At 66.1% G+C, this 22,276-nt stretch carries 25 protein-coding genes; 11 read left to right on the forward strand and 14 right to left on the reverse strand.

Translation table 11 applies throughout. The features are described 5' to 3' along the window. Window positions 1-87 precede the first annotated feature (87 nt). The gene (locus ACX80H_RS14440) at window positions 88-1,551 is read left to right on the forward strand and encodes a protein adenylyltransferase SelO (RefSeq protein WP_459314083.1); all 1,464 of its coding nucleotides are present in this window, start codon (window positions 88-90) and stop codon (window positions 1,549-1,551) included. Window positions 1,552-1,671: 120 nt separating this feature from the next. On the opposite strand, the gene ACX80H_RS14445 is transcribed toward ACX80H_RS14440, so the two are convergent. From ACX80H_RS14445 to ACX80H_RS14475, 7 genes are read right to left on the reverse strand one after another with little or no spacing between them, the layout of a single operon-like run. Then, window positions 1,672-2,790, reverse strand: coding sequence for a Gfo/Idh/MocA family protein (locus ACX80H_RS14445; RefSeq protein ID WP_459314084.1), 1,119 nt, complete (start codon window positions 2,788-2,790; stop codon window positions 1,672-1,674). Then, window positions 2,775-3,470: a ThuA domain-containing protein gene (locus ACX80H_RS14450; protein WP_459314085.1), complete on the reverse strand. Its 696-nt coding sequence runs from the start codon at window positions 3,468-3,470 to the stop codon at window positions 2,775-2,777. The genes ACX80H_RS14445 and ACX80H_RS14450 overlap by 16 nt, the downstream gene beginning before the upstream one ends. Beyond that, window positions 3,467-4,522, reverse strand: a complete 1,056-nt coding sequence (locus ACX80H_RS14455) for a sugar phosphate isomerase/epimerase family protein (protein ID WP_459314086.1) — start codon at window positions 4,520-4,522, stop codon at window positions 3,467-3,469. Before ACX80H_RS14455 ends, ACX80H_RS14450 begins: the two co-directional genes overlap by 4 nt. Then, complete coding sequence (locus tag ACX80H_RS14460; protein WP_459314087.1) at window positions 4,515-5,696, reverse strand: Gfo/Idh/MocA family protein; 1,182 nt, start codon at window positions 5,694-5,696, stop codon at window positions 4,515-4,517. Before ACX80H_RS14460 ends, ACX80H_RS14455 begins: the two co-directional genes overlap by 8 nt. Before the next feature lie 22 nt (window positions 5,697-5,718). Then, entirely contained in the window at window positions 5,719-6,609 is an 891-nt protein-coding gene (locus ACX80H_RS14465; RefSeq protein WP_459314088.1) for a carbohydrate ABC transporter permease, read from the reverse strand. A gap of 4 nt (window positions 6,610-6,613) precedes the next feature. Continuing rightward, window positions 6,614-7,501, reverse strand: a complete 888-nt coding sequence (locus ACX80H_RS14470) for a carbohydrate ABC transporter permease (protein WP_459314119.1) — start codon at window positions 7,499-7,501, stop codon at window positions 6,614-6,616. A 26-nt stretch (window positions 7,502-7,527) separates the two neighbouring features. Further along, window positions 7,528-8,847 carry an extracellular solute-binding protein gene (locus ACX80H_RS14475; protein ID WP_459314089.1) on the reverse strand — a complete coding sequence of 440 codons (1,320 nt, stop codon included), beginning with the start codon at window positions 8,845-8,847 and terminating at the stop codon, window positions 7,528-7,530. Window positions 8,848-9,125: 278 nt separating this feature from the next. On the opposite strand from ACX80H_RS14475, the gene ACX80H_RS14480 reads away from it, so the two are divergent. Together ACX80H_RS14480 and ACX80H_RS14485 are read left to right on the forward strand one after the other, a co-directional pair. After that, the gene (locus ACX80H_RS14480; RefSeq protein ID WP_459314090.1) at window positions 9,126-10,166 is read left to right on the forward strand and encodes a LacI family DNA-binding transcriptional regulator; all 1,041 of its coding nucleotides are present in this window, start codon (window positions 9,126-9,128) and stop codon (window positions 10,164-10,166) included. Then, window positions 10,163-11,137, forward strand: coding sequence for a class I mannose-6-phosphate isomerase (locus ACX80H_RS14485; RefSeq protein WP_459314091.1), 975 nt, complete (start codon window positions 10,163-10,165; stop codon window positions 11,135-11,137). Before ACX80H_RS14480 ends, ACX80H_RS14485 begins: the two co-directional genes overlap by 4 nt. 50 nt (window positions 11,138-11,187) lie before the next feature. Here the strand turns inward: ACX80H_RS14485 and ACX80H_RS14490 are convergent, their stop codons facing one another. Further along, window positions 11,188-12,267, reverse strand: a complete 1,080-nt coding sequence (locus ACX80H_RS14490) for a TerC family protein (RefSeq protein WP_459314093.1) — start codon at window positions 12,265-12,267, stop codon at window positions 11,188-11,190. 286 nt (window positions 12,268-12,553) lie between these two features. Here ACX80H_RS14490 and ACX80H_RS14495 point away from each other — a divergent pair, with 286 nt between their 5' ends. Genes ACX80H_RS14495 through ACX80H_RS14505 form a run of 3 tightly spaced genes read left to right on the forward strand, consistent with a single transcriptional unit; the run spans window position 12,554 to window position 14,586 of the window. Further along, on the forward strand, window positions 12,554-13,261 hold the full coding sequence (locus tag ACX80H_RS14495) for a histidine phosphatase family protein (RefSeq protein ID WP_459314094.1): 708 nt from the start codon (window positions 12,554-12,556) through the stop codon (window positions 13,259-13,261). Between the two features lie 9 nt (window positions 13,262-13,270). Continuing rightward, entirely contained in the window at window positions 13,271-13,819 is a 549-nt protein-coding gene (locus tag ACX80H_RS14500; protein WP_459314095.1) for an Rv2134c family protein, read from the forward strand. After that, a complete protein-coding gene (locus ACX80H_RS14505) occupies window positions 13,819-14,586 on the forward strand; it encodes an Rv2133c family protein (protein ID WP_459314096.1) in 768 nt (255 codons plus the stop codon). The genes ACX80H_RS14500 and ACX80H_RS14505 overlap by 1 nt, the downstream gene beginning before the upstream one ends. A 115-nt stretch (window positions 14,587-14,701) precedes the next feature. Here ACX80H_RS14505 and ACX80H_RS14510 read toward each other — a convergent pair whose 3' ends face one another. Genes ACX80H_RS14510 through ACX80H_RS14520 form a run of 3 tightly spaced genes read right to left on the reverse strand, consistent with a single transcriptional unit; the run spans window position 14,702 to window position 15,570 of the window. Next, complete coding sequence (locus tag ACX80H_RS14510; protein ID WP_459314120.1) at window positions 14,702-15,010, reverse strand: GAF domain-containing protein; 309 nt, start codon at window positions 15,008-15,010, stop codon at window positions 14,702-14,704. Then, on the reverse strand, window positions 14,901-15,395 hold the full coding sequence (locus ACX80H_RS14515; protein WP_459314097.1) for a hypothetical protein: 495 nt from the start codon (window positions 15,393-15,395) through the stop codon (window positions 14,901-14,903). Before ACX80H_RS14515 ends, ACX80H_RS14510 begins: the two co-directional genes overlap by 110 nt. Continuing rightward, complete coding sequence (locus ACX80H_RS14520) at window positions 15,376-15,570, reverse strand: hypothetical protein (RefSeq protein WP_459314098.1); 195 nt, start codon at window positions 15,568-15,570, stop codon at window positions 15,376-15,378. The genes ACX80H_RS14515 and ACX80H_RS14520 overlap by 20 nt, the downstream gene beginning before the upstream one ends. Before the next feature lie 226 nt (window positions 15,571-15,796). Here ACX80H_RS14520 and ACX80H_RS14525 point away from each other — a divergent pair, with 226 nt between their 5' ends. Beyond that, window positions 15,797-16,399, forward strand: coding sequence for a TetR/AcrR family transcriptional regulator (locus ACX80H_RS14525; RefSeq protein ID WP_459314099.1), 603 nt, complete (start codon window positions 15,797-15,799; stop codon window positions 16,397-16,399). Here ACX80H_RS14525 and ACX80H_RS14530 read toward each other — a convergent pair. Both ACX80H_RS14530 and ACX80H_RS14535 read right to left on the reverse strand, forming a co-directional pair. Beyond that, window positions 16,366-17,127, reverse strand: a complete 762-nt coding sequence (locus ACX80H_RS14530) for an EAL domain-containing protein (RefSeq protein ID WP_459314100.1) — start codon at window positions 17,125-17,127, stop codon at window positions 16,366-16,368. The two genes, ACX80H_RS14525 and ACX80H_RS14530, sit on opposite strands and share 34 nt — an antisense overlap. A gap of 68 nt (window positions 17,128-17,195) precedes the next feature. Beyond that, on the reverse strand, window positions 17,196-17,654 hold the full coding sequence (locus tag ACX80H_RS14535) for an Lrp/AsnC family transcriptional regulator (protein WP_459314101.1): 459 nt from the start codon (window positions 17,652-17,654) through the stop codon (window positions 17,196-17,198). 93 nt (window positions 17,655-17,747) lie between these two features. On the opposite strand from ACX80H_RS14535, the gene ACX80H_RS14540 reads away from it, so the two are divergent. From ACX80H_RS14540 to ACX80H_RS14550, 3 genes are all read left to right on the forward strand, one after another. Beyond that, window positions 17,748-18,176 (forward strand): rhodanese-like domain-containing protein, encoded by a 429-nt coding sequence (locus tag ACX80H_RS14540; protein ID WP_459314102.1) that lies wholly within the window; start codon window positions 17,748-17,750, stop codon window positions 18,174-18,176. A gap of 1,458 nt (window positions 18,177-19,634) precedes the next feature. Next, window positions 19,635-19,805, forward strand: a complete 171-nt coding sequence (locus ACX80H_RS14545; protein WP_459314103.1) for a hypothetical protein — start codon at window positions 19,635-19,637, stop codon at window positions 19,803-19,805. A 623-nt stretch (window positions 19,806-20,428) separates the two neighbouring features. Then, window positions 20,429-20,557, forward strand: a complete 129-nt coding sequence (locus ACX80H_RS14550) for a histidine phosphatase family protein (RefSeq protein ID WP_459314104.1) — start codon at window positions 20,429-20,431, stop codon at window positions 20,555-20,557. A gap of 61 nt (window positions 20,558-20,618) precedes the next feature. Here the strand turns inward: ACX80H_RS14550 and ACX80H_RS14555 are convergent, their stop codons facing one another. Further along, window positions 20,619-21,026 (reverse strand): hypothetical protein, encoded by a 408-nt coding sequence (locus tag ACX80H_RS14555; protein ID WP_459314105.1) that lies wholly within the window; start codon window positions 21,024-21,026, stop codon window positions 20,619-20,621. 292 nt (window positions 21,027-21,318) lie between these two features. Between ACX80H_RS14555 and ACX80H_RS14560 the strand changes: the two genes are divergently transcribed. After that, window positions 21,319-21,747, forward strand: a complete 429-nt coding sequence (locus tag ACX80H_RS14560; protein WP_459314106.1) for a hypothetical protein — start codon at window positions 21,319-21,321, stop codon at window positions 21,745-21,747. Window positions 21,748-22,276: the final 529 nt, after the last annotated feature.

Genomic DNA, 22,276 nt, shown 5'->3' on the forward strand with positions numbered 1-22,276 from the left:
GAGTCGGCCAACCGCGCATTGCGCAAGCGTGTCATGCAGGGCCCGGGGCGGTGACAACGCCGCAGCCGCCGGGCGTACGGTGGAAGGATGAGCGTGCCTACAGATTCCAGGGTCACTGTCGACGGTCGCTTCGCGCGGGAACTGCCCGAGATGGCGGTCGCGTGGCAGGCGGACGAGGCTCCCGAGCCGCAGCTGCTCGCCCTCAACGACCAGCTCGCCGTGGAACTCGGCGTCGATCCCGGGTTCCTCCGGTCCCCTGAGGGCCTCGCCCTGCTCATCGGCACCTCGGTGCCGGAGGGCGCGACGCCGGTGGCCCAGGCCTACTCGGGCCACCAGTTCGGGAGCTTCAACCCGAGGCTCGGCGACGGGCGCGCGCTCCTCCTCGGCGAGATCACCGACGCCGGGGGGCGCCTGCGCGACATCCACCTCAAGGGCTCGGGCCGCACACCCTTCGCACGCGGCGGTGACGGGCTCGCCGTCGTCGGGCCGATGCTCCGCGAGTACATCCTCAGCGAGGCCATGCAGGCGCTCCGGATCCCGACGACGCGCTCGCTCGCCGTCGTCGCGACCGGACGCGCCGTGCGCCGCGAGACGATGCTGCCCGGCGCCGTCCTCACGCGCGTCGCCAGCAGCCACCTGCGCGTGGGCAGCTTCCAGTACGCGGCGGCCACCGGCAACCAGGACCTCCTCAGGCGCCTCGCCGACCACGCCATCAGCCGGCACTACCCCGGGGCCGCCTCCGCCGAGCGCCCGTACCTCACCCTGTTCGAGTCGGTCGTGTCCGCGCAGGCCTCGCTCGTGGCGCAGTGGATGCTCGTCGGGTTCATCCACGGGGTGATGAACACCGACAACATGACCATCTCGGGCGAGACCATCGACTACGGACCCTGCGCGTTCATGGATGTCTTCGACTACGCCACCGTCTACAGCTCCATCGACCGTGGCGGGCGCTACGCCTACGCCAACCAGCCGCTCATTGCCGAGTGGAACCTCGCGCGCCTCGCGGAGACCCTGCTGCCGCTTCTCCACGAAGACCAGGAGCAGGCGGTTCCGCTCGCCGTCGGCGCGCTCGAGGCCTTCCGCCCCCAGTACAGTGGCGCGTGGCTCGCCGGGATGAAAGCCAAGCTGGGACTGCCCGACGACGTCGGCGACGACGTGGCGTCGCCTCTCGCCAACGACGTGCTCACCCTCCTACAGGAGAACCACGTCGACTACACGTCCTTCTTCCGGGGCCTCAGCTCCGTGGTCCGCGGTGACGCGCGGCCCGCCCGGGACAAGGTGCTCGATGTCGCCGCCTTCGATACCTGGGCGGCCCGCTGGCTGTCGCTGGCCCCCGATGCCGACGCGATGGACCACGTCAACCCGGTGTACATCCCGCGGAACCACCTCGTCGAGGAGGCGCTCGCGGCCGGGACAGCCGGCGATCTCGACCCGCTGGACCGGCTCGTCGACGCCCTCCGCACGCCCTTCGACGAGCGACCCGGGCTGCAGCGCTACGCCGCGGCAGCGCCGGACGACTTCGGCTCGTACACCACGTACTGCGGGACCTGAGGCCGCCGAGCGGGCCGGCCGGTCCGCTCCCGGACGGCGGCGGTTCAGACGGCCGCCCGAACCTCACCGATCGGCCGCACAGATGCGCGGCCGGTCGGTGAGGTTCGGGCCTCGGCGGTCCTAGGTGGCGAGGGACGACACCGGCTCTGACAGCGACATGAGGTCGACCGCCGCCGGCCTTGCCGCGGTGCTCAGCACCGGTACCGAACTGCCGTCCGCTGCTGACCGCAGGAGCGACTCCATGACATCGAGCACATGGTAGGCGAGTTGCCCGCTGGCGCGGTGCTGCTCACCGGCGGGGGTCAGCGCCATGTCCGCGAGCCCGTAGCCCCTGCCCGCCCCGATGTAGCCTGCGCTGGCGGGGATGGCCTCCCATCCGATCTCCCTGTTCGCCAGAGTGCAGATCGACACCTCGCCGTCGAAATAGTTCGGGTCGGGGACGGTCAGGCTCGCCTGCTCACCGTGGATCTCGATGTTGGAGGAACGGGTCTGTACGGCGTCGAAGCTCATCACCAGTGTGGAGAGCGCCCCGGACTCGTGGACGAGCACGCCCGTGACATGGGTGTCGATGGAGACGGGAATCGTCTCGCCGGCCCTCGGACCTCCGCCGATGGTGCGCTCCTTCCGGGTGTGGCTCGCGGCACCGATGACGGATGTGACGGGGCCCAGCAGGGTGACCAGCGCGGTCACGTAGTACGGGCCCATGTCCAGCAGAGGTCCGCCCCCGGGCACGTAGTAGAAGTCCGGGTTGGGGTGCCAGCGTTCGTGTCCGGGCGTGACCATCGTGGCGGTGGCCGAGATGGGCCGGCCGATCATGCCGCTGTCGATGGCGTGACGCGCCGTCTGGATCCCGGTGCCGAGCACCGTGTCGGGAGCACACCCGACGCGGACTCCGGCTTCGTCCGCGAGCGCGAGGACCTTCCGGGCCTGACTCGTGTTCGCTGCCAGGGGCTTCTCGCCGTAGACGTGCTTCCCGGCGGCGATCGCGCGGGTGGCCACCTCGGCGTGCGCAGCAGGGATGGTGAGGTTGAGGATGGTGTCGATCTCGGGGTCGGCCAGGAGTTCGTCGACGGTCAGAGCCCGTACGCCCTCCTGGGATGCCGCGACGGCCTCGGCGCGGCTGAAGTCCAGGTCGGCGACCGCCCGGAGGTTGACCGACGGCAGCGACGGCAGGGTTTTCAGGTACTGGGCTACGATCGCTCCGCAGCCGATGATTCCGACGTTCAACGGCTCGCCCACAGCAAACCCCTTTCGATGATGGTTCTGACATTCGGGTCGTCGAGGATCTCGACGCGGTGGCCGGGGGTCGCCACGAAGATGCGGCCCTTGCCCCACTGGCGGGTCCAGATGGCGGGGGACGTCACCGGGCGGTTCCACGGGTCCCAGGCGCGGACGGCCTGGGTCGTCGTCGCGAGCACGTCGATGTAGTCGTCCGCGAGCACCCAGTACTGTTCCGTCACGAGGTCGAAGTCCCCGATGCCGCGGGTGATCGGGTGGTCCGCCGCGGCCGGGAGCATGTTCACTCGGTACGGCACGTAGTTGTCGGACTGTTCTCCGATCCTCTCGTCGGGGTGCTTGCCGGGGTGGCAGGCGAACTGTCCGCCGATGAGGTGGAGGTAGTCGGATTCGTTGCGGTACGAGTCGGCGATGCCACCATGCCAGCCGGCGAGCCCGGTCCCTGCCTCGATGGCCGCCCGGAGACCGGCGAATTCGTCCTTCTCGATGGTGTTCATGGTGTTGCACTGGAGGATCAGGCTGACGGTCGACATGTAGTCCGCGTCCGCGTAGATCTTCGGCGACTCCTCGATCCGGACGCTGTACCCGTTGTCCCGGAGGAACGGGATAAAGCGGTCCGTGGCTTCGACGGGCTGGTGTCCGTCCCATCCGCCGCGGACGACGAGTGCTTCCTTGCTGGTCATGGTGTCTCTTTCGTGGTGGATTGGCGGGAGAAGGCGGCGTCGAAGGACGCCGCGGACGGCATGATGGTGGCCAGGTCCCGCACGAGGGCCAGGGCCTGCGGTGCGCCGACGAGCCGGTCCATCCCGGCGTCCTCCCATTCGATGCTGGTGGGGCCCTGGTAGCCGATCGAGTTGAGCATGCGGAAGATCGGCTTCCACGGGACGTCCCCGTGCCCGGCGGTGACGAAGTCCCAGCCCCTCCGCGGGTCGCCCCACGGCAGGTGCGACCCGAGGCGGCCGTTGCGGCCGTTCAGCTGCCGGACGGATTCCTTCACATGGACGTGGAAGATGTGCGGTGCGAAATCCTGCAGGAACATCACCGGATCCAGGTCCTGCCAGATGAAGTGCGAGGGGTCGAAGTTGATCCCGAAGCCGGGGCGGTCCCGCATGACCTCCAGGGTGCGCTGCGTGGTCCAGTAGTCGTAGGCGACCTCGGAGGGGTGCACCTCGAGTGCGAAGCGGACCCCCTCGGCGTCGAACACGTCCATGATGGGATTCCACCGGGCCGCGAAGTCCTCGTAGCCGCGGGCGATCATCTGCTCGGACGCCGGCGGGAACATGGCGACGTATTTCCAGACGGACGAACCGGTGAATCCCGTGACGACGGACGCTCCGAGCCGGGCTGCCGCCCGGGCGGTGTCCTTCACGACATCGGCGGCCCGCCGGCGGACCCCTTCGGGACTCCCGTCCCCCCAGACCTCGGGAGTGAGGATGTCCTGGTGGCGTTCGTCGATCGGGTCGTCGCACACGGCCTGCCCGGTGAGATGGATGGCAATCGCGTGGACGGAGAGGTTGTTCTCCTTGAGGATCCGGAGCCGGTCCTGGACGTAGTCGTCGTCGTTCGCTGCCCGCACCGGGTCCAGGTGGTCTCCCCAGCAGGCGATCTCGAGGCCGTCGAAGCCCCACTCGCCGGCCATCCTCGCCACGTCCTCGAACGGCAGGTCGGCCCACTGCCCGGTGAACAGGGTCACGGGCCGCGGTGTGGGACCTCCGGTTGCTGACGCCTCAGACATGCTGCCACCCCGATCCACTCGCTGCGGACTCCTCGATGGCGTGCAGGACCTTCTGGACCCGCAGCGCCTCGTCGAAGGACGGCGAGGGCGTCGTGCCGTCCGCGATCGCCTGCACCAGGTCCACGACCTGATGCGTGAAGCCATGTTCGTAGCCGAGGCCGTGCCCAGCCGGCCACCAGTTGCCGGTGTAGGGGTGCACGGAATCGGTGACGTTGATCGTGCTGAATCCCGCGGTCTCGGGAGGCTGCGTGGCGTCGTAGAACTCCAGGGAGTTCATGTTCTCGAAGTCGAAGGCGAGCGAGCCGAGGCTGCCGTTGACCTCCAGACGCATGTTGTTCTTCCTGCCGGTCGCGAAGCGGGTGGCTTCGAAGACGCCGATCGCTCCTCCCTCGAAGCGCGCACTGAAGATCGCGGCGTCGTCGACCGTGACCGTGCCGGTCCCGCCGTCGCTGGCACCCGAGCCCCCGAGGCCCACCCGGGTTCCTCCGAGGGGACGTTCGTGCACGAAGGTGTTGAGGAGGCCGGAGACTCCCTGGATCGGCAGTCCGGTCACGTACTGCGCTGCATCGATGCTGTGTGCTCCGATGTCCCCGAGGGCGCCCGATCCCGACTTGCTCCTGTCCAGGCGCCAGGTCATCGGGGCGTTCTCGTCCGTCAGCCAGTCCTGGAGGTACTGCGCCCGGATGTGCCGGATCGTGCCGAGCCTCCCCTGCTCGACGAGTCGTCGGGCGAAGGTCAGGGCGGGCGTGCGGCGGTAGGAGAACCCGCACATCGCGAAGACCCCGTTCGCCTCGGCGGCCTGGGCGGCCGCGGTCATGCGTTCCGCCTCCTCGACCGAATTGGCGAGCGGCTTCTCGCAGAGCACGTGCTTGCCGGCTTCGAGCGCCGCGATGGCGATGTCGGCGTGCGTGTTCCCGGGGGTGCAGATGTCGATCAGGTCGACGTCGTCCCGCTCCACCAGTGCCCGCCAGTCCGTCTCGGTGTCCCGCCAGCCCAGCTTCCCGGCCGCGGTCTTCACGGCCGCCTCGTCGCGCCCGGCGAGGACCGCGAGTTCGGGCTGGAGCGGGAGGTCGAAGAAGCGTGGCGCGGTGCGCCAGGCGTGGGAGTGCATCGCGCCCATGAAGGCGTAGCCGACCATGCCGACCCTCAGCGCGTTCTGCTGCGTGGAAGTCATCAGGCTGCAGATTCCTTTCGGTCTACTTGTTGAAACCGGCGGTCAGTCCGCTCACGAGCTGGCGGCGGGCCAGCACGTAGAGGACGACCAGCGGGAGTGTGGAGAGCACGACGGCGGCGAGGACCGCCGGGATGTTCACGCTGAACTCGTCCTGGAACGCCCAGAGCGAGAGCGGCAGGACCCGCTTGTCGGGACTCTGCGTGAGGATCAGCGGGAAGAGGAACCCGTTCCAGACATGGAGCGCGTTGTAGATGGCGATGGTGACGACCGCAGGACGGACCAGCGGCAGGGCCAGGCGCCACATCATGGTGAACTCCGAGCAGCCGTCGAGCCTCATGGATTCGAAGAGCTCCCGCGGGACGTCCCGGAGGAAGTTCGACAGGATCAGCACCGAGATGGGGATGGCGAAGGCGATCGACGGCAGGATCAGTGCGAGCAGGGTGTCATAGAGCTGCGCCTTCGTGATCATGAAGTAGATGGGGATGATGGTTGCCTGCAGCGGGATGGCGAGTCCCATCAGGAACAGCGTGTGGGCGGACCCGATGATGCGCCCACTCCCCCTCACCACCGCATACGCCGCCATGAACGAGACGATCACGGCCGGGATGACACTGCCCAGCGTCACGATGACACTGTTCACGAAGTACCGGACGAAGTCCGCTTCCAGGACGGTCCGATAGTTCGCCAGGGTCGGCTCCGTGGGTGGAGCCAACGGATTCGACCCGAAGAAGCCCGCCTGGTTCTTCAGGCTCGTGATGATCACGTAGTAGACGGGCAGGATGATCAGCGCGAGCCACACCCATCCTCCGAGTCCCCCGAGGAGGTTCGGTGAGGTCCTGCCCACCGGCTTCCCCTGTGAACGGGCCCTGGGCTGGGGTGCGGTGTCCTGCGCGGGTTCGGCGACGAGTGCCATGGACCTACGCTCCTTCCAACTGGCTTGAGCTGCGGTTCTTGCCGCCGAGGCGTTGCAGGACGAGGGCGAGGCCCAGGCCGATCACCACGAGGATGACGCCGAGGGCGCTCGCTGCGCCCATGTCATTGGCCCGGAAGCCGGTGAGGTACATGTGCAGTGGCAGGAGTCGGGTGGCGTACCCCGGACCGCCGGCCGTGAGGACGAAGATCAGGTCGAAGTACGCCAGCGAACCAAGCACCATGAGGGTGGACGAGGTGATGATGGTGTACTTCAGCTGGGGCAGCGTGATGTGGAAGAACTGCTGCATCCGGCCCGCGCCGTCGATCTGTGCCGCCTCGTAGAAGGACGCCGGGATCTGGCGCACACCGCCCTGGTAGATGAGCGTGTGGAAGGGGACGAACTGCCAGGCGATGACGAAGATGACCACGAACAGCACCAGGTCGGCACTGCCGAGCCAGTTCTGGGCGAGGAATGGCAGGCCCAGGCCCGGTCCCATGCCGAAGTTGGGATCCAGCAATGCCTTGAACGCGATCGCCACTGCAGCGGACGAGAGCAGCAGCGGGACGAAGTACAGGACGGCCAGCACCGCCCGGTAGCGCTGGTTCCCCGCCGTGAAGACCCCCAGCAGGAGGCTGATCGGGACCTGCACCAGGAGCGAGTAGACCATGATCTTCAGCGTGACGATCAGCGCGTTCATCGTCACCGAGTCCATGAGGGCGGTTCGCCAGCTCTCCAGGCCGGCCCAGGTGATCGCACCCAGTCCGTTCCAGTTGGTGAAACTGAGGAACACCACGCCGAGCAGGGGCAGGACGGCAAAGACCAGGAAGAAGACCAGCGCCGGGACGACCATCCACGCCGAGGGGCCTTCCGCCCGGGCGCCCCGCACCTTCATCGCGGGCTTCGGCTTCAGCAGCGTGCTCATTTGCCCAGGGTTGCGTTCATGTTCTCGGCGAACTCTTCGGGGGTGATCTCGCCGATGAAGATCTGGTCGAGGTTCGCGAGCATGGCGTCACCCTGGGCGGGGCTCAGCGCCTGGTCCCAGGAGAGCTGGAAGCTCGGCGCATCCTGTGCCAGACCGTAGACGAACTCCACGAAGTCCTTGTCCTCGGACGCGGCGAGCTGGTCCTCGATGCCGTTGACGGCGGGAACCGCGCCGGAATCGATCATGGCCTGCGTGTACTCCTCGCTGAACAGTCCGTCCTTGAGGTAGTTCAGCGCGGATTCCTTCTGCTGATCGGAGGCCGTGGAGGAGACGGACCACATGTTCGCGGGGTTGCCCACCACGTTGGCGGGGTCGCCTGCACCGCCCTCGACCTCGGGGAACGGCACGAAACCGACCTCTCCCGACTCGACGAACTCCGGGGCGTCGTTCTTCAGGTTCTGGTAGACCCAGCCGCCGTGGAGCATCATCGCTGCCTTGTCGGTGTACAGGAGGGCGCTGTCGGCTCCGGCATCGGCAGCGATCGAGGAGAATCCGTTGACGAAGCCGCCGGCGTCGACCAGTTCCTGGATCTTCGTGAGCGCCTCGATCACCGCCGGATCGGACCAGGCATCCTCTTCTCCGTCCAGGATCGCCTGGAAGACCTCGGGTCCGCCGATACGGTCCACGAGGTAGGACAACCACATCAGGTTCGGCCACTTCGACTGGCCCGCCAGGGAGAAGGGCGCGATACCCGCGTCGTTGAACTTGGGGACCAGGGCCATCAGGTCGTCCCAGGTCTCGGGGGGCTCGACGCCCATGTCCTCGAAGACCTGCTTGTTGTAGTAGAGGACGACCGGCTGCATGTTGTTGTTGGGCAGGGCGTAGGTCTTGCCGTCGATCACACCGTTCTCGAGGACGGACGGGATGTAGCGGTCCTTGACCTCGGGGTTCTCGGCCAGGAACTCGTCCAGCTCGCTGACGTGGCCGGCGTCGACGTAGGACTTCAGCACGCCACCGCCCCAGCCGTAGATGAACGTGGGTCCCTCGCCTGCTCCGACCGCGGTGCGGACCTTGGTCTTGTAGGCGTCGTTGGCGAAGAATTCCTGGTTGATCTTGTCGTCTGCGTGCTCCTCGTTCCAGGTCTCGACGGACGAGCGGAAGATCTTCTCGCTGCTGCCGGTCAGCGCCCACATCGTCGGTGACGCGGAATCCGCTGCAGGGTCGGCGGGGCCGCTCGATCCGCAGGCGGAGAGGCTGAGGGCCAGGGTGATGGCGGAGGCCGCCGAGATCAGGGAGGTGGTTGTTCGCATTTTCATCAGTTCTTCCGTAAGTCGACTCAGCTCGAGGCACGAGGCCGGCTGAGATGGGCAGGTCAACTCCGCGGGTATGCGGTCGCTGACCGCCACGCTGCGGAAGAGATTCGAAATGTTTTCGATAACAACAAAACTAACAAACGCAAAGTTACCTGCGTCACATCCATCGGTCAATGCCCTGCTGTGCACCAATTTCGCAGGGAGGTTCCTCCACCCCTCGACTCTTCCGCCAGGCTCGGGCAGGATGGGGGCAGGCCCACCCCGGAGAGGATCTCGAAACATTGTCGGAAACTAAAGTTCGAACGAGGGCCACGCTGGCGTCCGTCGCAGCTCTTGCCGGAGTGTCGACTCCGACGGTGTCGAAGGTGATCAACGGCCGGGAGGATGTCGCCCCGGCCACCAGGAAGCGGGTCCTGGAAGCACTCCGGACGTCCGAGTATCAGCCACCCGGTCAACGCCTCGCCCTTGCGCCTCCGGCGTCCACGCTGATCGACGTCGCCGTGGACAGCGTGGCGACGGCGTACTACTCGGAGGTGATGGACGGGATCCTCGAGTGCGCGGAGCAGCACGGCGCCGAGGTCGTCCTGTCCAAGACGGGCCTCACGCACCTTCCTGCCGGCGAGCGTGCCGAGAAGATGCAGGCGTCCGGTCGCCGCGGCCTGCTCCTCGTCACGTCCCGGTGGTCTCCGCGGGAGATCAAGGAAGTGAAGAAGCGAGGCATCGCCGTGGTGCTCATCGACCCGATCAATCCTCCCGGGCCGGGTGTGGCGAGCGTGGGTGCCACGAACTGGGCCGGAGGGAAGGCCGCCACGGAGCATCTGCTGGGCCTCGGCCATACCCGCATCGCGTTCATCGGTGGACCTGCCAGCGCCGAATGCAGCCAGGACCGCGAGCACGGCTACGTCGCCGCCCTCCTCGAACGCGGTATCCGGATCTCGGAGGACTACGTCCTGGCGGGCAACTTCGACTCGGAGACCGGGCGCCGCAGCCTGGTTCAGCTCCTCGCTCTGGCCCACCCGCCGCACGCGATCTTCGCGGCCTCCGACAGCATCGCCGTGGGCGTGCTCGCCGAGGCGCATGCACTGGGCATTTCAGTACCCGGTGAGTTGAGCGTGGTGGGCTTCGACGGGACCTACATCAGCGAACAGACCTCACCGCAGCTCACCACCGTTGCCCAGCCCCTGCGGGAGATGGGCCGGACGGCCGTCCGGGCGCTACTCCGTGAGATGGACGGCGAGAAGCCGGACGTGACCCGTGTCGAGCTGGCCACGCAGCTGGTCGTCCGGTCGTCGACGGCGCCGGTTCGGCAGCCGCAGCCATGATCGAGCGGCTGCCCTCGAACCGGCCGCCGGAACGGTTCTACCGCGGCGGCGCGCGCATCACCGCCTTCCGCGGAGAGTCGGCTACGGCGGAGTTCGAGCCGGAGGACTGGATAGGCTCGACGACCACGATCTTCGGCGAGGCCGAGCTCGGCCTGTCCCGGCTCGCCGACGGCACCCTGCTCCGGGACGCCGTTGCCGGGGATCCGGAGCACTGGCTCGGCGCGGAGCACGTGGCTCGCTGGGGCAGCGACGTCCGGTTGCTGGTGAAACTGCTCGACGCCGGCCAACGGCTCCCCGTGCATGCGCATCCCGACGATGCGTTCGCCGCCCGGCATCTCGGGCACAGCCACGGCAAGGCCGAGGCCTGGTACATCCTGCAGGGCGGCACCGTCCACCTCGGCCTCACTCGGGATGTGAGCGACACCGAGCTGGCATCCCTCGTCGAGGCGCAGGACGTCGACGTGCTGCTCGGGCTGCTGCACGAGGTCGACGTCTCGCCGGGTGACGTGGTCTGGGTGCCGCCGGGTGTGCTGCACGCAATCGGCTCCGGCGTGCTGCTGCTGGAACTGCAGCAGCCCGAGGACCTCTCGATCCTGCTGGAGTGGCGGGACTTCGCGCTCGACGGCGTTGCCGACGGCCACCTGGGCCTTGGCTTCGACGTGGCCCTGACGGCGGTTCAGCGGACGGCGCTAGCCCGCGAAGCGCTTCCGGACCTCGTGCGGACGGCGCCGGCCGAGGGATCGGTGTTCCCGCCCGATGCCGACGCATTCTTCCGCCTCGAGCGAGTACCCGTCGAGGGACACGTATCCCTCGATCCCGGCTTCGCGGTACTGGTCGTGAGCGAGGGCGCGGTCGACCTCGAGGGCCGGTCCGCTCCCCGTGGGAGCATCTGGCTGCTGCCGGCCGGCGCCGGCAGCGTGGTGCTCGACGGCGTCGGTGAGGTCCTGGTGGCGCGGCCTCCCGCTGCCTGAACCGGAACGAGCGGGCTCCCGGCCACCAGGAGCCGTTGTCGGTGCGGCAGCTACTTGGCGATTCCCGCCGTCGAGCTCGTGGTCTCATCGGCCTGGGCTTCTTCGGCCCGGTCCTCGGAGACCACCGCCACCTGCTTGCCGTGAACCTGGTCGCGGTCTTTCCTGTCGCCGTCGCCCCAGGTCCTTAGCAGGCTCGCGACCGTGGCGACGGCGATGGTGGCGCCGATGAAGAGCAGGGAGAACCAGATGGGGATCTCGGGGACCCAGAGGAGGGGCTGACCGCCGTTGATGAAGGTCAGCTCGTTGACGTGCAGCGCGTGGAACACGAGCTTCACGCCGATGAAGGCGAGGATGACGGCGAGTCCCTGCGCCAGGTAGACGAGGCGCTCGAGCAGTCCGCCGATGAGGAAGAACAGCTGGCGCAGGCCCATCAGCGCGAAGGCGTTGGCGGTGAAGACGATGTACGCCTCATTGGTGAGCCCGTAGATCGCGGGGATGGAATCGACCGCGAAGATGAAGTCGACGAAGCCGATCGCGATGATGGTGAGCAGCATCGGCGTGACGTAGCGCGTGCCGCCCTGCTTCACGGTCAGCCTGTCCCGGTGGTACTCGTCGGTGACAGGCAGGACGCGGCGGACGAGCCGCATGAACCGGCCGTCGGCAGGGTTCGACTCGTGGCTGCCGAAGGCCTGCTTGTAGGCGAGGACGAGCAGCAGCGCGCCGAAGAGGTAGAAGACCCAGGAGAAGTTCGCGATCAGGCCGGCGCCGATGGCGATGAACGCGCCGCGGAGGACCAGGGCGATGATGATGCCGATCATCAGCACCTTCTGCTGGTACTTCTTCGGTACCGCGAAGCCGGTCATCACGATGAGGAACACGAAGAGGTTGTCGATCGACAGGGCCTTCTCCGTGAGGTAGCCGGCGAAGTACTCGCCGCCGAAGGTCCAGCCGGACATCACTCCGATGCCGACGCCGAACAGCAGGGCGAGGCCGATGTAGAAGGCGGACCAGCGGGCCGATTCGGCGATGGTCGGTTCGTGGGGTTTGCGCACGTGCGCGAAGAACTCGTAGACGAAGAAGAGGATCGTCACGGCGATGGTGATCAACCAGATCAGAGGTGTGACCTGCATGAGGGGTGCTCCCAAGGGTAGGCGTCGGACATAGGCGCCAAGGTCTCCTCCGCCCAGACGAACCGGAGCCGATCGGCCGGGATGCTGGTGCGCATCCGTAATGACGGGTCGATCGCAGTCGGGAGTACTCCCCTTGATATAGCGCCCAACGCACGAACGCACGGATTGATTCCCGTGGTGCTGCTCGGCTCGAGGTGCCGGTCATGCGCGTCGGCCGACCATGAACGTCGGTCCGCCGTCGAGGTGTCGCAGGATGGGCCGTCGAGCGGATGACTAGGCTGGGCGGATGGCGACAGTAATTCTTGTGCGGCACGGCCGCACCACAGCGAATGCCTCAGGCTTGCTGGCCGGACGGGCCGACGGCGTCAGCCTCGACGAGATCGGGCGCGAGCAGGCGGCCGCGACCGGCGACCGACTTGCGCCCGTGCCCGTTGTCGGAGTGGTGTCGAGCCCCCTCGAGCGCTGTCGGCAGACCGCCCGGTTCATCCTCGAGCGCCAGGCCGGCACCCCGCACGCCCCACTCGACGCCGATCTCACCGAGTGCGACTACGGCCGGTGGCAGGGCCGCATGCTCAGTGATCTCGCGACCGAGGATCTGTGGCCGGTGGTGCAGTCGCAACCGTCCGCCGTCATCTTCCCCGGTGGCGAATCCATGGCCGGGATGCAGGCCCGGTCCGTTGCCGCGATCCGGCGCCACGATGCAGCCTTCGAAGCCGAGCACGGGCCAGGGGCCGTATGGGTGGCGGTGAGTCACGGCGACATCATCAAGTCCATCCTTGCCGACGCACTCGGTATGCACCTCGACCTGTTCCAGCGCATTACCGTGGGCCCGGCCTCCGTGTCGATCGTGCGCTACGGCACGAGCCGACCGAGCGTCTACGCGACCAACACCGACGCGGGCGACCTGTCGTGGTTGTCGAACAGCGCCGCCTCCGATGATGCGCCGGTGGGCGGTGGCGCAGGACACGAGGCGCGCGGGACCTCGGGAGCCTAAAGTAGACCCATGCCTACAACTGTTCACGAGTTCGCCTGGCCTGACCGGGTCGTCGTCGGCACCATCGGCGTTCCGGGTGCGCGCACGTTCTACCTGCAGGTACGCACAGGGAAACAGATCGTGAGTATCGCGATGGAGAAGCAGCAGTCGGCCCAGCTCGCCGAGAAGATCGACGAGATCCTGGACCAGCTCATCACCCTCGAAGGCAACCCCTTCAGCGTCCCCACGACCACGCCCATCGAACTCGTCGACAATGATCAGCTCGAGGCCGTTCAGGAGCAGTTCCGGACCGGCGTCATGAGCCTGGGGTGGGACCCGACGACGGCGCAGATCGTCATCGAGGCCTACCCGATCACCGAGGTCGACGACGACGCCGAATTGCTGCACGACGACGACGACGACGCACCCGAGATGCTGCGGGTCCGCATGCCGGTCGGCACCGCCCGCGCCTTCGCCAAGCGCGCCCGCGAGGTCGTGGGCGCCGGGCGTCCGATCTGCCCGTTCTGCGGCTACCCCATCGACGCCGACGGGCACATCTGCACCCTTCCCGAGGTCTGATGCCGGCGCCCGACCTGGTGACCGCCGAGCTGACGCTCACCGGCCGCATCACGACGGCATCGAACGCCACCTTTTTGGGGAGCATCGGCGACGCGGCGGTCGTCTACAAGCCGATAGCCGGTGAGAAACCGCTGTGGGACTTCCCTGACGGTACGCTCGCCGAACGGGAAGTGGCCGCCTATCTCGTCTCGGAGGTCTTCGGCTGGAACATCGTGCCGCGGACCTGGCTGCGTGATGGTCCGTTCGGCAAGGGGATGGTACAGCTCTGGCAGGAGACGGACCCTAACCAGCATGCGGTGGATCTGGTTGCCACGGATGACGTGCCGGAGACCGGCTGGAAACAGGTCCTCGAGGGCCGGGACGACACGGGACAGGTGATTGCCCTCATTCACGAGGACTCCCCCACACTGAGGCGCATGGCGGTCTTCGACGTCGTCGTCAACAACGCCGACCGCAAGGGCGACCACATCCTTGCCCTGAGCGACGGACACCGGCACGGCGTGGACCACGGGCTCACGTTCCACAGCGACCACAAGCTGCGTACGGTGCTGTGGGGGTGGCTGGGAGATTCGCTGACCGCCGAGGAACTCGAGGGCATCGATCGTGTCAGTGAGGAATTGAAGGGCGAGCTGGGACGTGCCCTGGCGGATCTGCTCACCGCTGAGGAGATCACTGCACTCGCCGCACGTTGCACCCGGTTGCGCTCGGCCGGGCGGTTTCCGGCTCCGAGCGGTGAGATGTCGGCGGTGCCCTGGCCGCTGTTCTAGGCGCGCGACAACACGCGCTGGGCCGAAGCGGCATGTCATTCGTTCGGGGATCGCGCAGCCCGAGGCCCTGGTCATCGAGGCTGGCCTTCCTGGTCGTGCCGAGTCGCGGTGAACCCTACATCTGCACCTGCGCAGCCAGGCGCCGGAGTGCTTCCGCGTCACGCTTTGTGAAGGTCCGTGGTTGATCATCCATGAGGCAGAGGGTGCCGATGCGCCAACCGCCCAGGGTGCAGACAGGATGCCCCGCGTAGAAGCGGACCCCGGGTCCGCCTGCCACGAGGGGATGGTCCCGCCACTCCGGGTCGGTGCCGGCGTCAGTGATGACAAAGGGTACGGTCCTGCTCGATGGTCCTCGCGCACAGGGAGAGGTCCCGGGGAAGGTCCTGACCCAGGGGCCCGACGACGGATTTGATGACCTGCAGATCCTCCGTCATCAATGTGATCGACGCCGAGCTGACCCCGAAATAATCCCGGGCGTGCCGGGTGATCCGGTCGAAGCGTTCCTCCGCCCCGGACTCGAGCAGCCGTGACTCGTACGACGCGTGCAGGCGCCAGAACTCGACCTCATCCAGGTGAGGATCGCACCCGGATGGATCCGTGGCGTGGACGGCAGAGAAAGCATCAGTTCCGGAGCTGGTGCTGTGGTCCCCAGCGGGTGGGGCGCTGAAGTCGTACTGGTCCGGGGAGAGGGTCAGGGGGCGAAGGTAATCGCTGTAGCCGGAAAGGGACGCCGCGTACTGGTCACTGTAATGTGCACCATCGGCAGTGGATCCGGTGCTGTCGAGCAGTTCATTGATGGCCTGCGCCATCAGGTCGCGCTGCGGCGCCGGGATCATCATGATGCCGGAAAGGTACCCCTCGACCTTCCAACTCCTCGGCGTCCCCGGCAAGAGCGAAGAACGTCATGAAAATATCTTCCAGGTTCAGGCCGGCTGCCCGTGCAGTATGGATCGCGCTCCACTGCTGCACATACTCATCCAGCACGTCTAGTCCTCCGCCGACTTGGTCCGCATGTCCCTGGGTGCCACGTGCTCTCCCGGGGGAGTGCCGGTGCCGACGGCGCATTTCTGAACCACCGGCACCGGGGATCGGGTCTTACGCCTCTCCGCCCCCGGCTGCTTGGGGGAACAGCGGGATGCCCCAGCATACCCGAAGGACAGACCAGTCTGTCTACCCCTAGGATTGGAACAGGACAGCAGCGGAGGAAGCCATGGTTACAGAGACGACAGGGCCAGCCACGGACGCACGGGGGCGGATCCTCGCGACGTCCTACGACCTCTTTCTGCAGCAGGGCGTCCGGGCCGTCGGAGTGAACGAGATCATCGCTACCGCCGGCGTCGCCAAAGCGACCTTCTATCACCACTTCCCGTCCAAGGACGATCTGGTTCTGGCGTTCTTCGAACGCCGCCAGCAACTCTTCACGGTCGGCTATCTCTCCGCTGAATGCGAGCGCCGCGCCGATACTCCCCAGGGGCAGTTGCTGTCGATCTTCGACATCTTCGATGAATGGTTCCACGCGCCGGACTTCGCGGGCTGCCCCTACATCCGCGCCCTGTTGGAGACCGGACCGCGTCATGCCATCGGAGCTGCCGCTCTCCTCTACCTGGACGACATCCGCTCCAGCGTCGAGAAAGCCGCCACGGCAATGGGGCTGACGAGCCCCGAGGACTTCTCCTACTGTTGGCTGGTCCTCATGCAGGGCGCCATCGTCTCCGGCGTCGGTATCGACCCGGGCAGCAGCTCAAGGATCAAGAGGCTGGGCGAGCACCTCATCGGCCTTCACACCCCTGCCGATGCCCGAACGGTCGGCTGAACCGGCGGAAGTTCCTCGAAGGCAGGCTTCGCAAACCAATACCCCTGGAACAGGCGGATACCGGCCGCCTTCAGCGCCAAGAACTCGGCCTCGGTCTCAATGCCTTCGGCGAGCACCGTGATGCCGAGTTCGCCGGCGATGCCTACGATGCCGGCGACGACGGCCCGGCGAGCTGGACTGGTGTCGACTCCTCGAACGAGTTTCATGTCGATCTTGATCAGATCTGGCTGGAAGTCGACCAGAAGCCCCAGCCCCGCGTGACCGGCACCGAAATCATCGATGGCCGTGGTGAAACCGTGCTTGCGGTACTCGGTGATGATGTTCGTGAGGTGGGCGGTGTCCGTGACCTCCTCGTTCTCCGTGAACTCGAACATGATCGACGACGTCGGGAAGTCGCACCGCCGAGCCGCGAGCAACGTCGCTCGAAGGCAGGCAGCCGGTTCGTAGACCGCGTTCGGCATGAAGTTGATCGACAGCCTCAAATGCTCGCCCGCAGGAAACAGGTGCGAGGCCAACTCGATTGCCTTGACGCGACAGTCCTGGTCGAAGCGGTACTTCTGCTGTGGCGAGATGTTCGACAGCACCTCATGGGCACCCTCGCCCGACATGCCTCTTACCAGGGCCTCATACCCCCATACTCGATCGTCCACCGCGTCATAGATCGGCTGGAAAGCCATGCTGAAATCGAAGTCGAGTTCTGAAGATGTCGTGCAGCCGTTGCATGCCATGTGGAGCCCCCTCACCGCTTAGTGTCCACCTTAGACACACAGGCGGCGCACTTTGGAGAGGTTCTTCGTCAGGCCGGGACGATGTGCCGGGCGGGAACGGGGCTCGAGTAGACGACGCTGGTGGTGATGCCGCCCAGGGTGGCAAGTTTTCCGGTGATGCGCTCAAGGTCACGCATGGAGCGGGCGAGCACCTTGATGATGAAGCAGTCGGCGCCTGTGACGTGGTGCGCTTCGATGATTTCGGGCAGTGAGCCGACCAGATCGTGGAAGGGCTTGTAGTTGCCCGTGGGGTAGGCCAGCCGCACGAATGCCGTGACGTTGTATCCGAGGGCTTCGGGGTCCACGGTGATGGAGTAGCCCGTGATGACCCCGCCGTCGGTGAGGCGCCGCACGCGATCGCTGGTAGCGCTGGGCGAAAGGTTGATGGCGCGTGCGAGCTGGGCGACGCTCGTCCGGCCGTCCTGTTGCAGGTGCTCGATGATCGCGTGATCGGTGGTGTCCAGATCCGGCCTTGGGTTCGAGGGCATACCAAAGAATCTACCGGGGGAACGGGTCCGAGCACGCCCTCATACCGTTGATCGGGCATTCCGCCGAGGCGCCGGAACCGGTTCGATTGGCACATGCCTACTTCCCTCTCCGCCGCTGACTTCTTCGCGGCCAAACTCGCCTACGAAACCGACCCTGCAGACCTGGCCGCAGACCGGGCTTCCGGCCGCGCTCCACTCATCATCGACACCCGTTCGGCCGCTTCGTGGAGCCAGGGCCGCATCCCCGGCGCCGTGCACATCCCCAACGCAGACCTCGAAGCACGCATAGCGGACGTCGCACCTGGGATGGACGCCGAGATCGTCGTCTACTGCTGGGGACCAGGCTGCAACGGCAGCACCCGCGGCGCACTGATTCTCGCGTTGCTGGGCTACACGAACGTGCGCGAACTCATCGGCGGTTTCGAGTACTGGACGCGCGAGGGCTTCGCGACCGTGAGTGACGACGGTCGCGGACGCCGCGCGCCGGACCCTCTCACTGCGCCCGCCCCTGCTACGGCATGAGTGCCCCTGGCCGGCTTTGTGGACGGCTTCCAGCTGACGCCTGCGCACGCGTGGGTGCCGTGGACCCGGCTCGGCACACAGGTGTACCTTTCAGCTGTGGAGGGCTTCGCCCATCCTTCGGACGCCGACCGCGAGTCCGTGGCACCGCCTCCGAGCGGGTCCGTCGCGCTGCCGTAGCCAGTGAACGGGACGGGCTCATCGCGGTCGTCCACGCAACGGGCGGTGCGGTGGAGTCGCCGCGCGTGGACGGTGGGCGCACTGGCCGTCGCGGGCGGAATCACCGCGACCACCCTCCTCGTATCAGTGCCGGGTCCCGAGGCCACCCTACGTCCCACTGGGGCTGTGGCCGACGACCAGCTCCGCAGATTGGTGGCCCTGAACGCACCCTTGTTGGAGATCGACACGTCGACCCTCCGTTCCTACGGGTCCTATGCCGGCCTCGAAATCTGGTCCGCAGTGAATGCGTTCGACTCGCCCTGTCTGGAAGCGGTGCATAGAGAAAACGGCTACCTCTCGGAAGCTCGCTGCGCTCCTACTCCTGCGCGGAACTGGAAGCGGCACGCAGCACACCCGCACCCGGATGCGCCGGTACCGCGCTCGAGTCTGCTGCAGCCGCAACCGGTGTGCCGCCGGCTGAATCCGCGCAGCCTGGGCCCGGAGCTGACGGGCAGGACCCTGCTCCTGGACCCGCGCTCGTAGTGCCGCCCAGCGCGGGCCCGCTGCGCTCGCCTTGGCACCACCTGTGGCATCGCGTCACCGCTACGCGTGCCCATCGGAATTCGTTCGTGACCGGCGCGCTAGTGATATTTCTCGCCCTCAGCTACAGCATCGAGTGGTTCACCTACAACTTGGGCGCAGCTGCTACTTCTGGTCCGGCTCAGATGTGGGCGTACCCAAGCTCCACGGTTCCTCTGGCTCCATGGACTCCACAGCCTGAGCAGTGTCCACCTCCCACTGCTCCGATGCTTCCGTCAGTGGAAGACGAACTGGATTCCGATCGCCCTCATCATTGAATTCCGGGTAAGTCAGCGGCACGTTCTCAGCGCTAGTCATTCGTCGATCTTACTCACCACCCACAGGTTCGACATGGGACTGCAGCCCGGCCCACCAGCCAGCCCTGTGTGAGCCGAGCAGCAGCCCGACGTTGCAACAGGTACAGACCCTCCGCCGTTCGTGTTGCGAAAGGCGGAAAGCGACCCTAAAACCACACCGTCTGAGCTGATTCGCGCTGTTGCGTTGGGGTGTACCTCAATGCAACGTTCGAGAGGATGCGAGCATTGTTCCCGTGACGGCGAACTGTGAATCGCAGGGCTATGTGGCCGTCCTTTCGCACCGCTATTTGGCGTGTCGAGCGAGCCTGGTTGCGCCGAGCCCGCCCTGTGCGCAGCAGAGGATGCGTGGCTCGGCGGCAGCTCAATCGGTATACGCTGTGGATGTTGCCGACCGAAGGAATCCCCCGTGCCTCCCCACAACGAGCACTTCTCTCAGGAGCACATTCCCGGCCCGGATGAGCCGACCGTCCCAGAGCTCGAGGTTAACGAGACCATCGCGCCGCGCCCGGAGGAAGAGATCGCCGACGTCCTGCGGGCGAAACCAGACGTCGAAGACCACAGCCAGCATCCCGAGTGACGACACTCGGCATCGGGCGCGAAAGTGACCCGAGTCGATGCGTCGCGTCCCTTCAGTGATGTTCCGACCTGGCACGGGCGTTCCCAGCGGCACTGACTTAGCCTCGATCCACCCTTGACGGGTTGGGTATGCGCCGAGTCACCCATACGTCGTCGGCAACGGATCGGGAGGACGCAACCGCTTTGCGGATCCATGCCGTCGTCTCCGCGGTGCGGACTGCACGCCCACTGCCCGTAAGACGGATGTTCAGCGGGCTCTCCCCTGACGTTTGGCCAGTTCTGCGACGCTTGGCTGCGCTCGTCACCGTCTGAATATCCCGACATCAAGCCAAATGACAGGGCGCCTTACGCTCGAGGCAGGGGTCTCGAAAAAACTAGAGCTAACGAGACGTACGCGGCCACCGAACACTTGAACTCACGGTCTCGCAACCGTTGGATGCGACACACGGCGACGAGACACCGCTACTCCCCCGTCGTTACTGCGCCTGCCGTGTCTTGCTACCGTGTCTTCCAAGCAGGTCCCGTGATTCGTGCCTGAAGAGTCGCTTGCGAGACAGCCCCCGGGACGAAACCAGGCGTACGACCGCTGGGCGAACATTGTAGGGTCGGTCGAATAAGTTGTTGTTGATCCGCCACGGACAAACCCCTAACAACGTGACGGGTCACCTGAATACAGCCTTCCCAGGAGCCGGCTTGAGCGCCCTCGGGAAGCAGCAAGCGCTAGCCGCGCCGGCAGTTTTCACATCCCAGTAGGAGCAGTGCGTTAGTCTTTCAGGTTTGCGACAGTGGTCTCTAGTCACGGTTCCGGCACTCCTTATTCGGCGGTGACGTCCAGGGTTGCCTCCCCCACGGTGCCGCCTGGGTATCGGCAGACCAATGTGTGCCGGCCCTCCTCGAGTTCGAGGACGTTGTAGTTTGTCGGTCCCTGGACCACCTCGGAGCCTCGGAACACCGGGTTGCCCGTCTCGTCGAGCAGTTCTACCGTGGCGCCTGAGCCCTCCGTGATCAACGAGAAGTCGTGCACCCCCGCCGGTACGTCCTCCCGGTTGAGGATGCAGTCCGCGTCGTCCGGGTCGGTCGCCACGAATTCCAGCGGCGTCACATCGCGCCCCGACGAAGGATCGGGTATCACGATGCTCAACAGGGCCAGCAAGCCGAAGACAATCACGATGAACGCCAGTACCTGACCGGTAATGGTGAGGGCCACACGCGCTGCGCTCATGCATCTCACTGTCCTCCTGCCGTGGCCCTGCTATAAGATCCGGGGGTAGCAGGGAAGCCTCCGTGGGTGGACGCTGGGCGAATCGCCACCCCAACCGGAGTGAAGGCGAAGTGTCCTACCGGCGTCGGTTTAATGGTTGAAGCCAGAAACGCCTACGGTGAAAGGGGTTCTCGGTGCTGATGCGCTTCCAAAACCGGTACTCCCACACCGGGTTGCACTGCCACTATGCGCTCGTGCGGTCGCGTTGCGCCGAGTTCATTGGCAGGGCGCCGCGACCATGGGACTGTGATCCATGTCCACCTTCCTCCGCACCCTTCCGGGCCTGTCAGCACTGATGCTGTCCCTCCTATCGGGCTATCTCTGGATGTTCTCGCACTTGATGTTCACCGTCGTTCACGCCGGTTCCGCCGCCCTCTGCGCGACCATCCCGGTGGCCTTCATGCTGATCGGCCGAGCAACGAGGTGCCGACCGGATGTGCTGACATTCGGCGCGATACTCCTAGCAGTCGCTGGCCTCCCTGTGCTGCTGTCTAACGGAATTTTTTTGTTCTTGTTCGGGTCATCGGAAGGAGCCTCCGGAGATTTCGGTGGGTTCTTCCTGATGCTCTTTGGCGTGATAGTTCTCCTTTTCGCCTCGCTGTTCTATATCGTTTGGCTGCCCGTGATGGGGCCAGCCGCCCCTGGCACACTCGACGGCAAGCGAGGACCCACTCACCACTAACCGCGAGCATCGGCACGCACGGGGAAGATGCGCATACGGACGGTCGGTCGTGCTCAGTTCACGTCGATGGATAGGGCGCCGACGTATTCGGACAGGGCCGAGAAGTCCAGGGATTTAGGGGTTCAGGGTCAGGAATGAGATTGCGGTCCAGTCCGAAGCCAGCCCGTAAACCACGGGAGTATCAGCGCATGGAGGAGTAGGATCTGTCCACCGAACCGCCGCAGAACGGCCTTCGAGGAAGTATCGGCGATGCTTTCGCCGCCATAGGGATATCCCGTTCACTCGCGACCTTCCAGCTTCTTGCCTACTGATTTGCTCCATGGTCATCGGCATCTCCGGTGAGGGACGGCGGCCTTAGCAAGGCGGGCCCTTTCGTGCTGGGCCGGTGCTGGAGCACCAAGCCCAGTCGGTAGGAGCTCAGGCATCGTGAGAACTGCGATCGCAGTATTCCTGTAGAAAGCGACGCCGCCGATCCCATCGAGCGTTGCTGCTTGTGACATTGGAGTCATCATGACAGCGATAGGAACTT

Source organism: Arthrobacter pasteuri (genome assembly GCF_054510955.1).

What these genes read in the sequence shown, in the direction of transcription:
- ACX80H_RS14460 (WP_459314087.1), bottom strand. Translation starts at nt 5,696, where the DNA reads ATGACTTCCACGCAGCAGAACGCGCTGAGGGTCGGCATGGTCGGCTAC.
- ACX80H_RS14490 (WP_459314093.1), bottom strand. Translation starts at nt 12,267, where the DNA reads ATGCAGGTCACACCTCTGATCTGGTTGATCACCATCGCCGTGACGATC.
- ACX80H_RS14555 (WP_459314105.1), bottom strand. Translation starts at nt 21,026, where the DNA reads ATGAGCGCAGCGCGTGTGGCCCTCACCATTACCGGTCAGGTACTGGCG.
- ACX80H_RS14525 (WP_459314099.1), top strand. Translation starts at nt 15,797, where the DNA reads ATGGTTACAGAGACGACAGGGCCAGCCACGGACGCACGGGGGCGGATC.
- ACX80H_RS14530 (WP_459314100.1), bottom strand. Translation starts at nt 17,127, where the DNA reads ATGGCATGCAACGGCTGCACGACATCTTCAGAACTCGACTTCGATTTC.
- ACX80H_RS14475 (WP_459314089.1), bottom strand. Translation starts at nt 8,847, where the DNA reads ATGAAAATGCGAACAACCACCTCCCTGATCTCGGCGGCCTCCGCCATC.
- ACX80H_RS14470 (WP_459314119.1), bottom strand. Translation starts at nt 7,501, where the DNA reads ATGAAGGTGCGGGGCGCCCGGGCGGAAGGCCCCTCGGCGTGGATGGTC.
- ACX80H_RS14455 (WP_459314086.1), bottom strand. Translation starts at nt 4,522, where the DNA reads ATGTCTGAGGCGTCAGCAACCGGAGGTCCCACACCGCGGCCCGTGACC.
- ACX80H_RS14500 (WP_459314095.1), top strand. Translation starts at nt 13,271, where the DNA reads ATGCCTACAACTGTTCACGAGTTCGCCTGGCCTGACCGGGTCGTCGTC.
- ACX80H_RS14450 (WP_459314085.1), bottom strand. Translation starts at nt 3,470, where the DNA reads ATGACCAGCAAGGAAGCACTCGTCGTCCGCGGCGGATGGGACGGACAC.
- ACX80H_RS14515 (WP_459314097.1), bottom strand. Translation starts at nt 15,395, where the DNA reads ATGGCGCAGGCCATCAATGAACTGCTCGACAGCACCGGATCCACTGCC.
- ACX80H_RS14485 (WP_459314091.1), top strand. Translation starts at nt 10,163, where the DNA reads ATGATCGAGCGGCTGCCCTCGAACCGGCCGCCGGAACGGTTCTACCGC.
- ACX80H_RS14495 (WP_459314094.1), top strand. Translation starts at nt 12,554, where the DNA reads ATGGCGACAGTAATTCTTGTGCGGCACGGCCGCACCACAGCGAATGCC.
- ACX80H_RS14465 (WP_459314088.1), bottom strand. Translation starts at nt 6,609, where the DNA reads ATGGCACTCGTCGCCGAACCCGCGCAGGACACCGCACCCCAGCCCAGG.
- ACX80H_RS14560 (WP_459314106.1), top strand. Translation starts at nt 21,319, where the DNA reads ATGTCCACCTTCCTCCGCACCCTTCCGGGCCTGTCAGCACTGATGCTG.
- ACX80H_RS14535 (WP_459314101.1), bottom strand. Translation starts at nt 17,654, where the DNA reads ATGCCCTCGAACCCAAGGCCGGATCTGGACACCACCGATCACGCGATC.
- ACX80H_RS14440 (WP_459314083.1), top strand. Translation starts at nt 88, where the DNA reads ATGAGCGTGCCTACAGATTCCAGGGTCACTGTCGACGGTCGCTTCGCG.
- ACX80H_RS14505 (WP_459314096.1), top strand. Translation starts at nt 13,819, where the DNA reads ATGCCGGCGCCCGACCTGGTGACCGCCGAGCTGACGCTCACCGGCCGC.
- ACX80H_RS14540 (WP_459314102.1), top strand. Translation starts at nt 17,748, where the DNA reads ATGCCTACTTCCCTCTCCGCCGCTGACTTCTTCGCGGCCAAACTCGCC.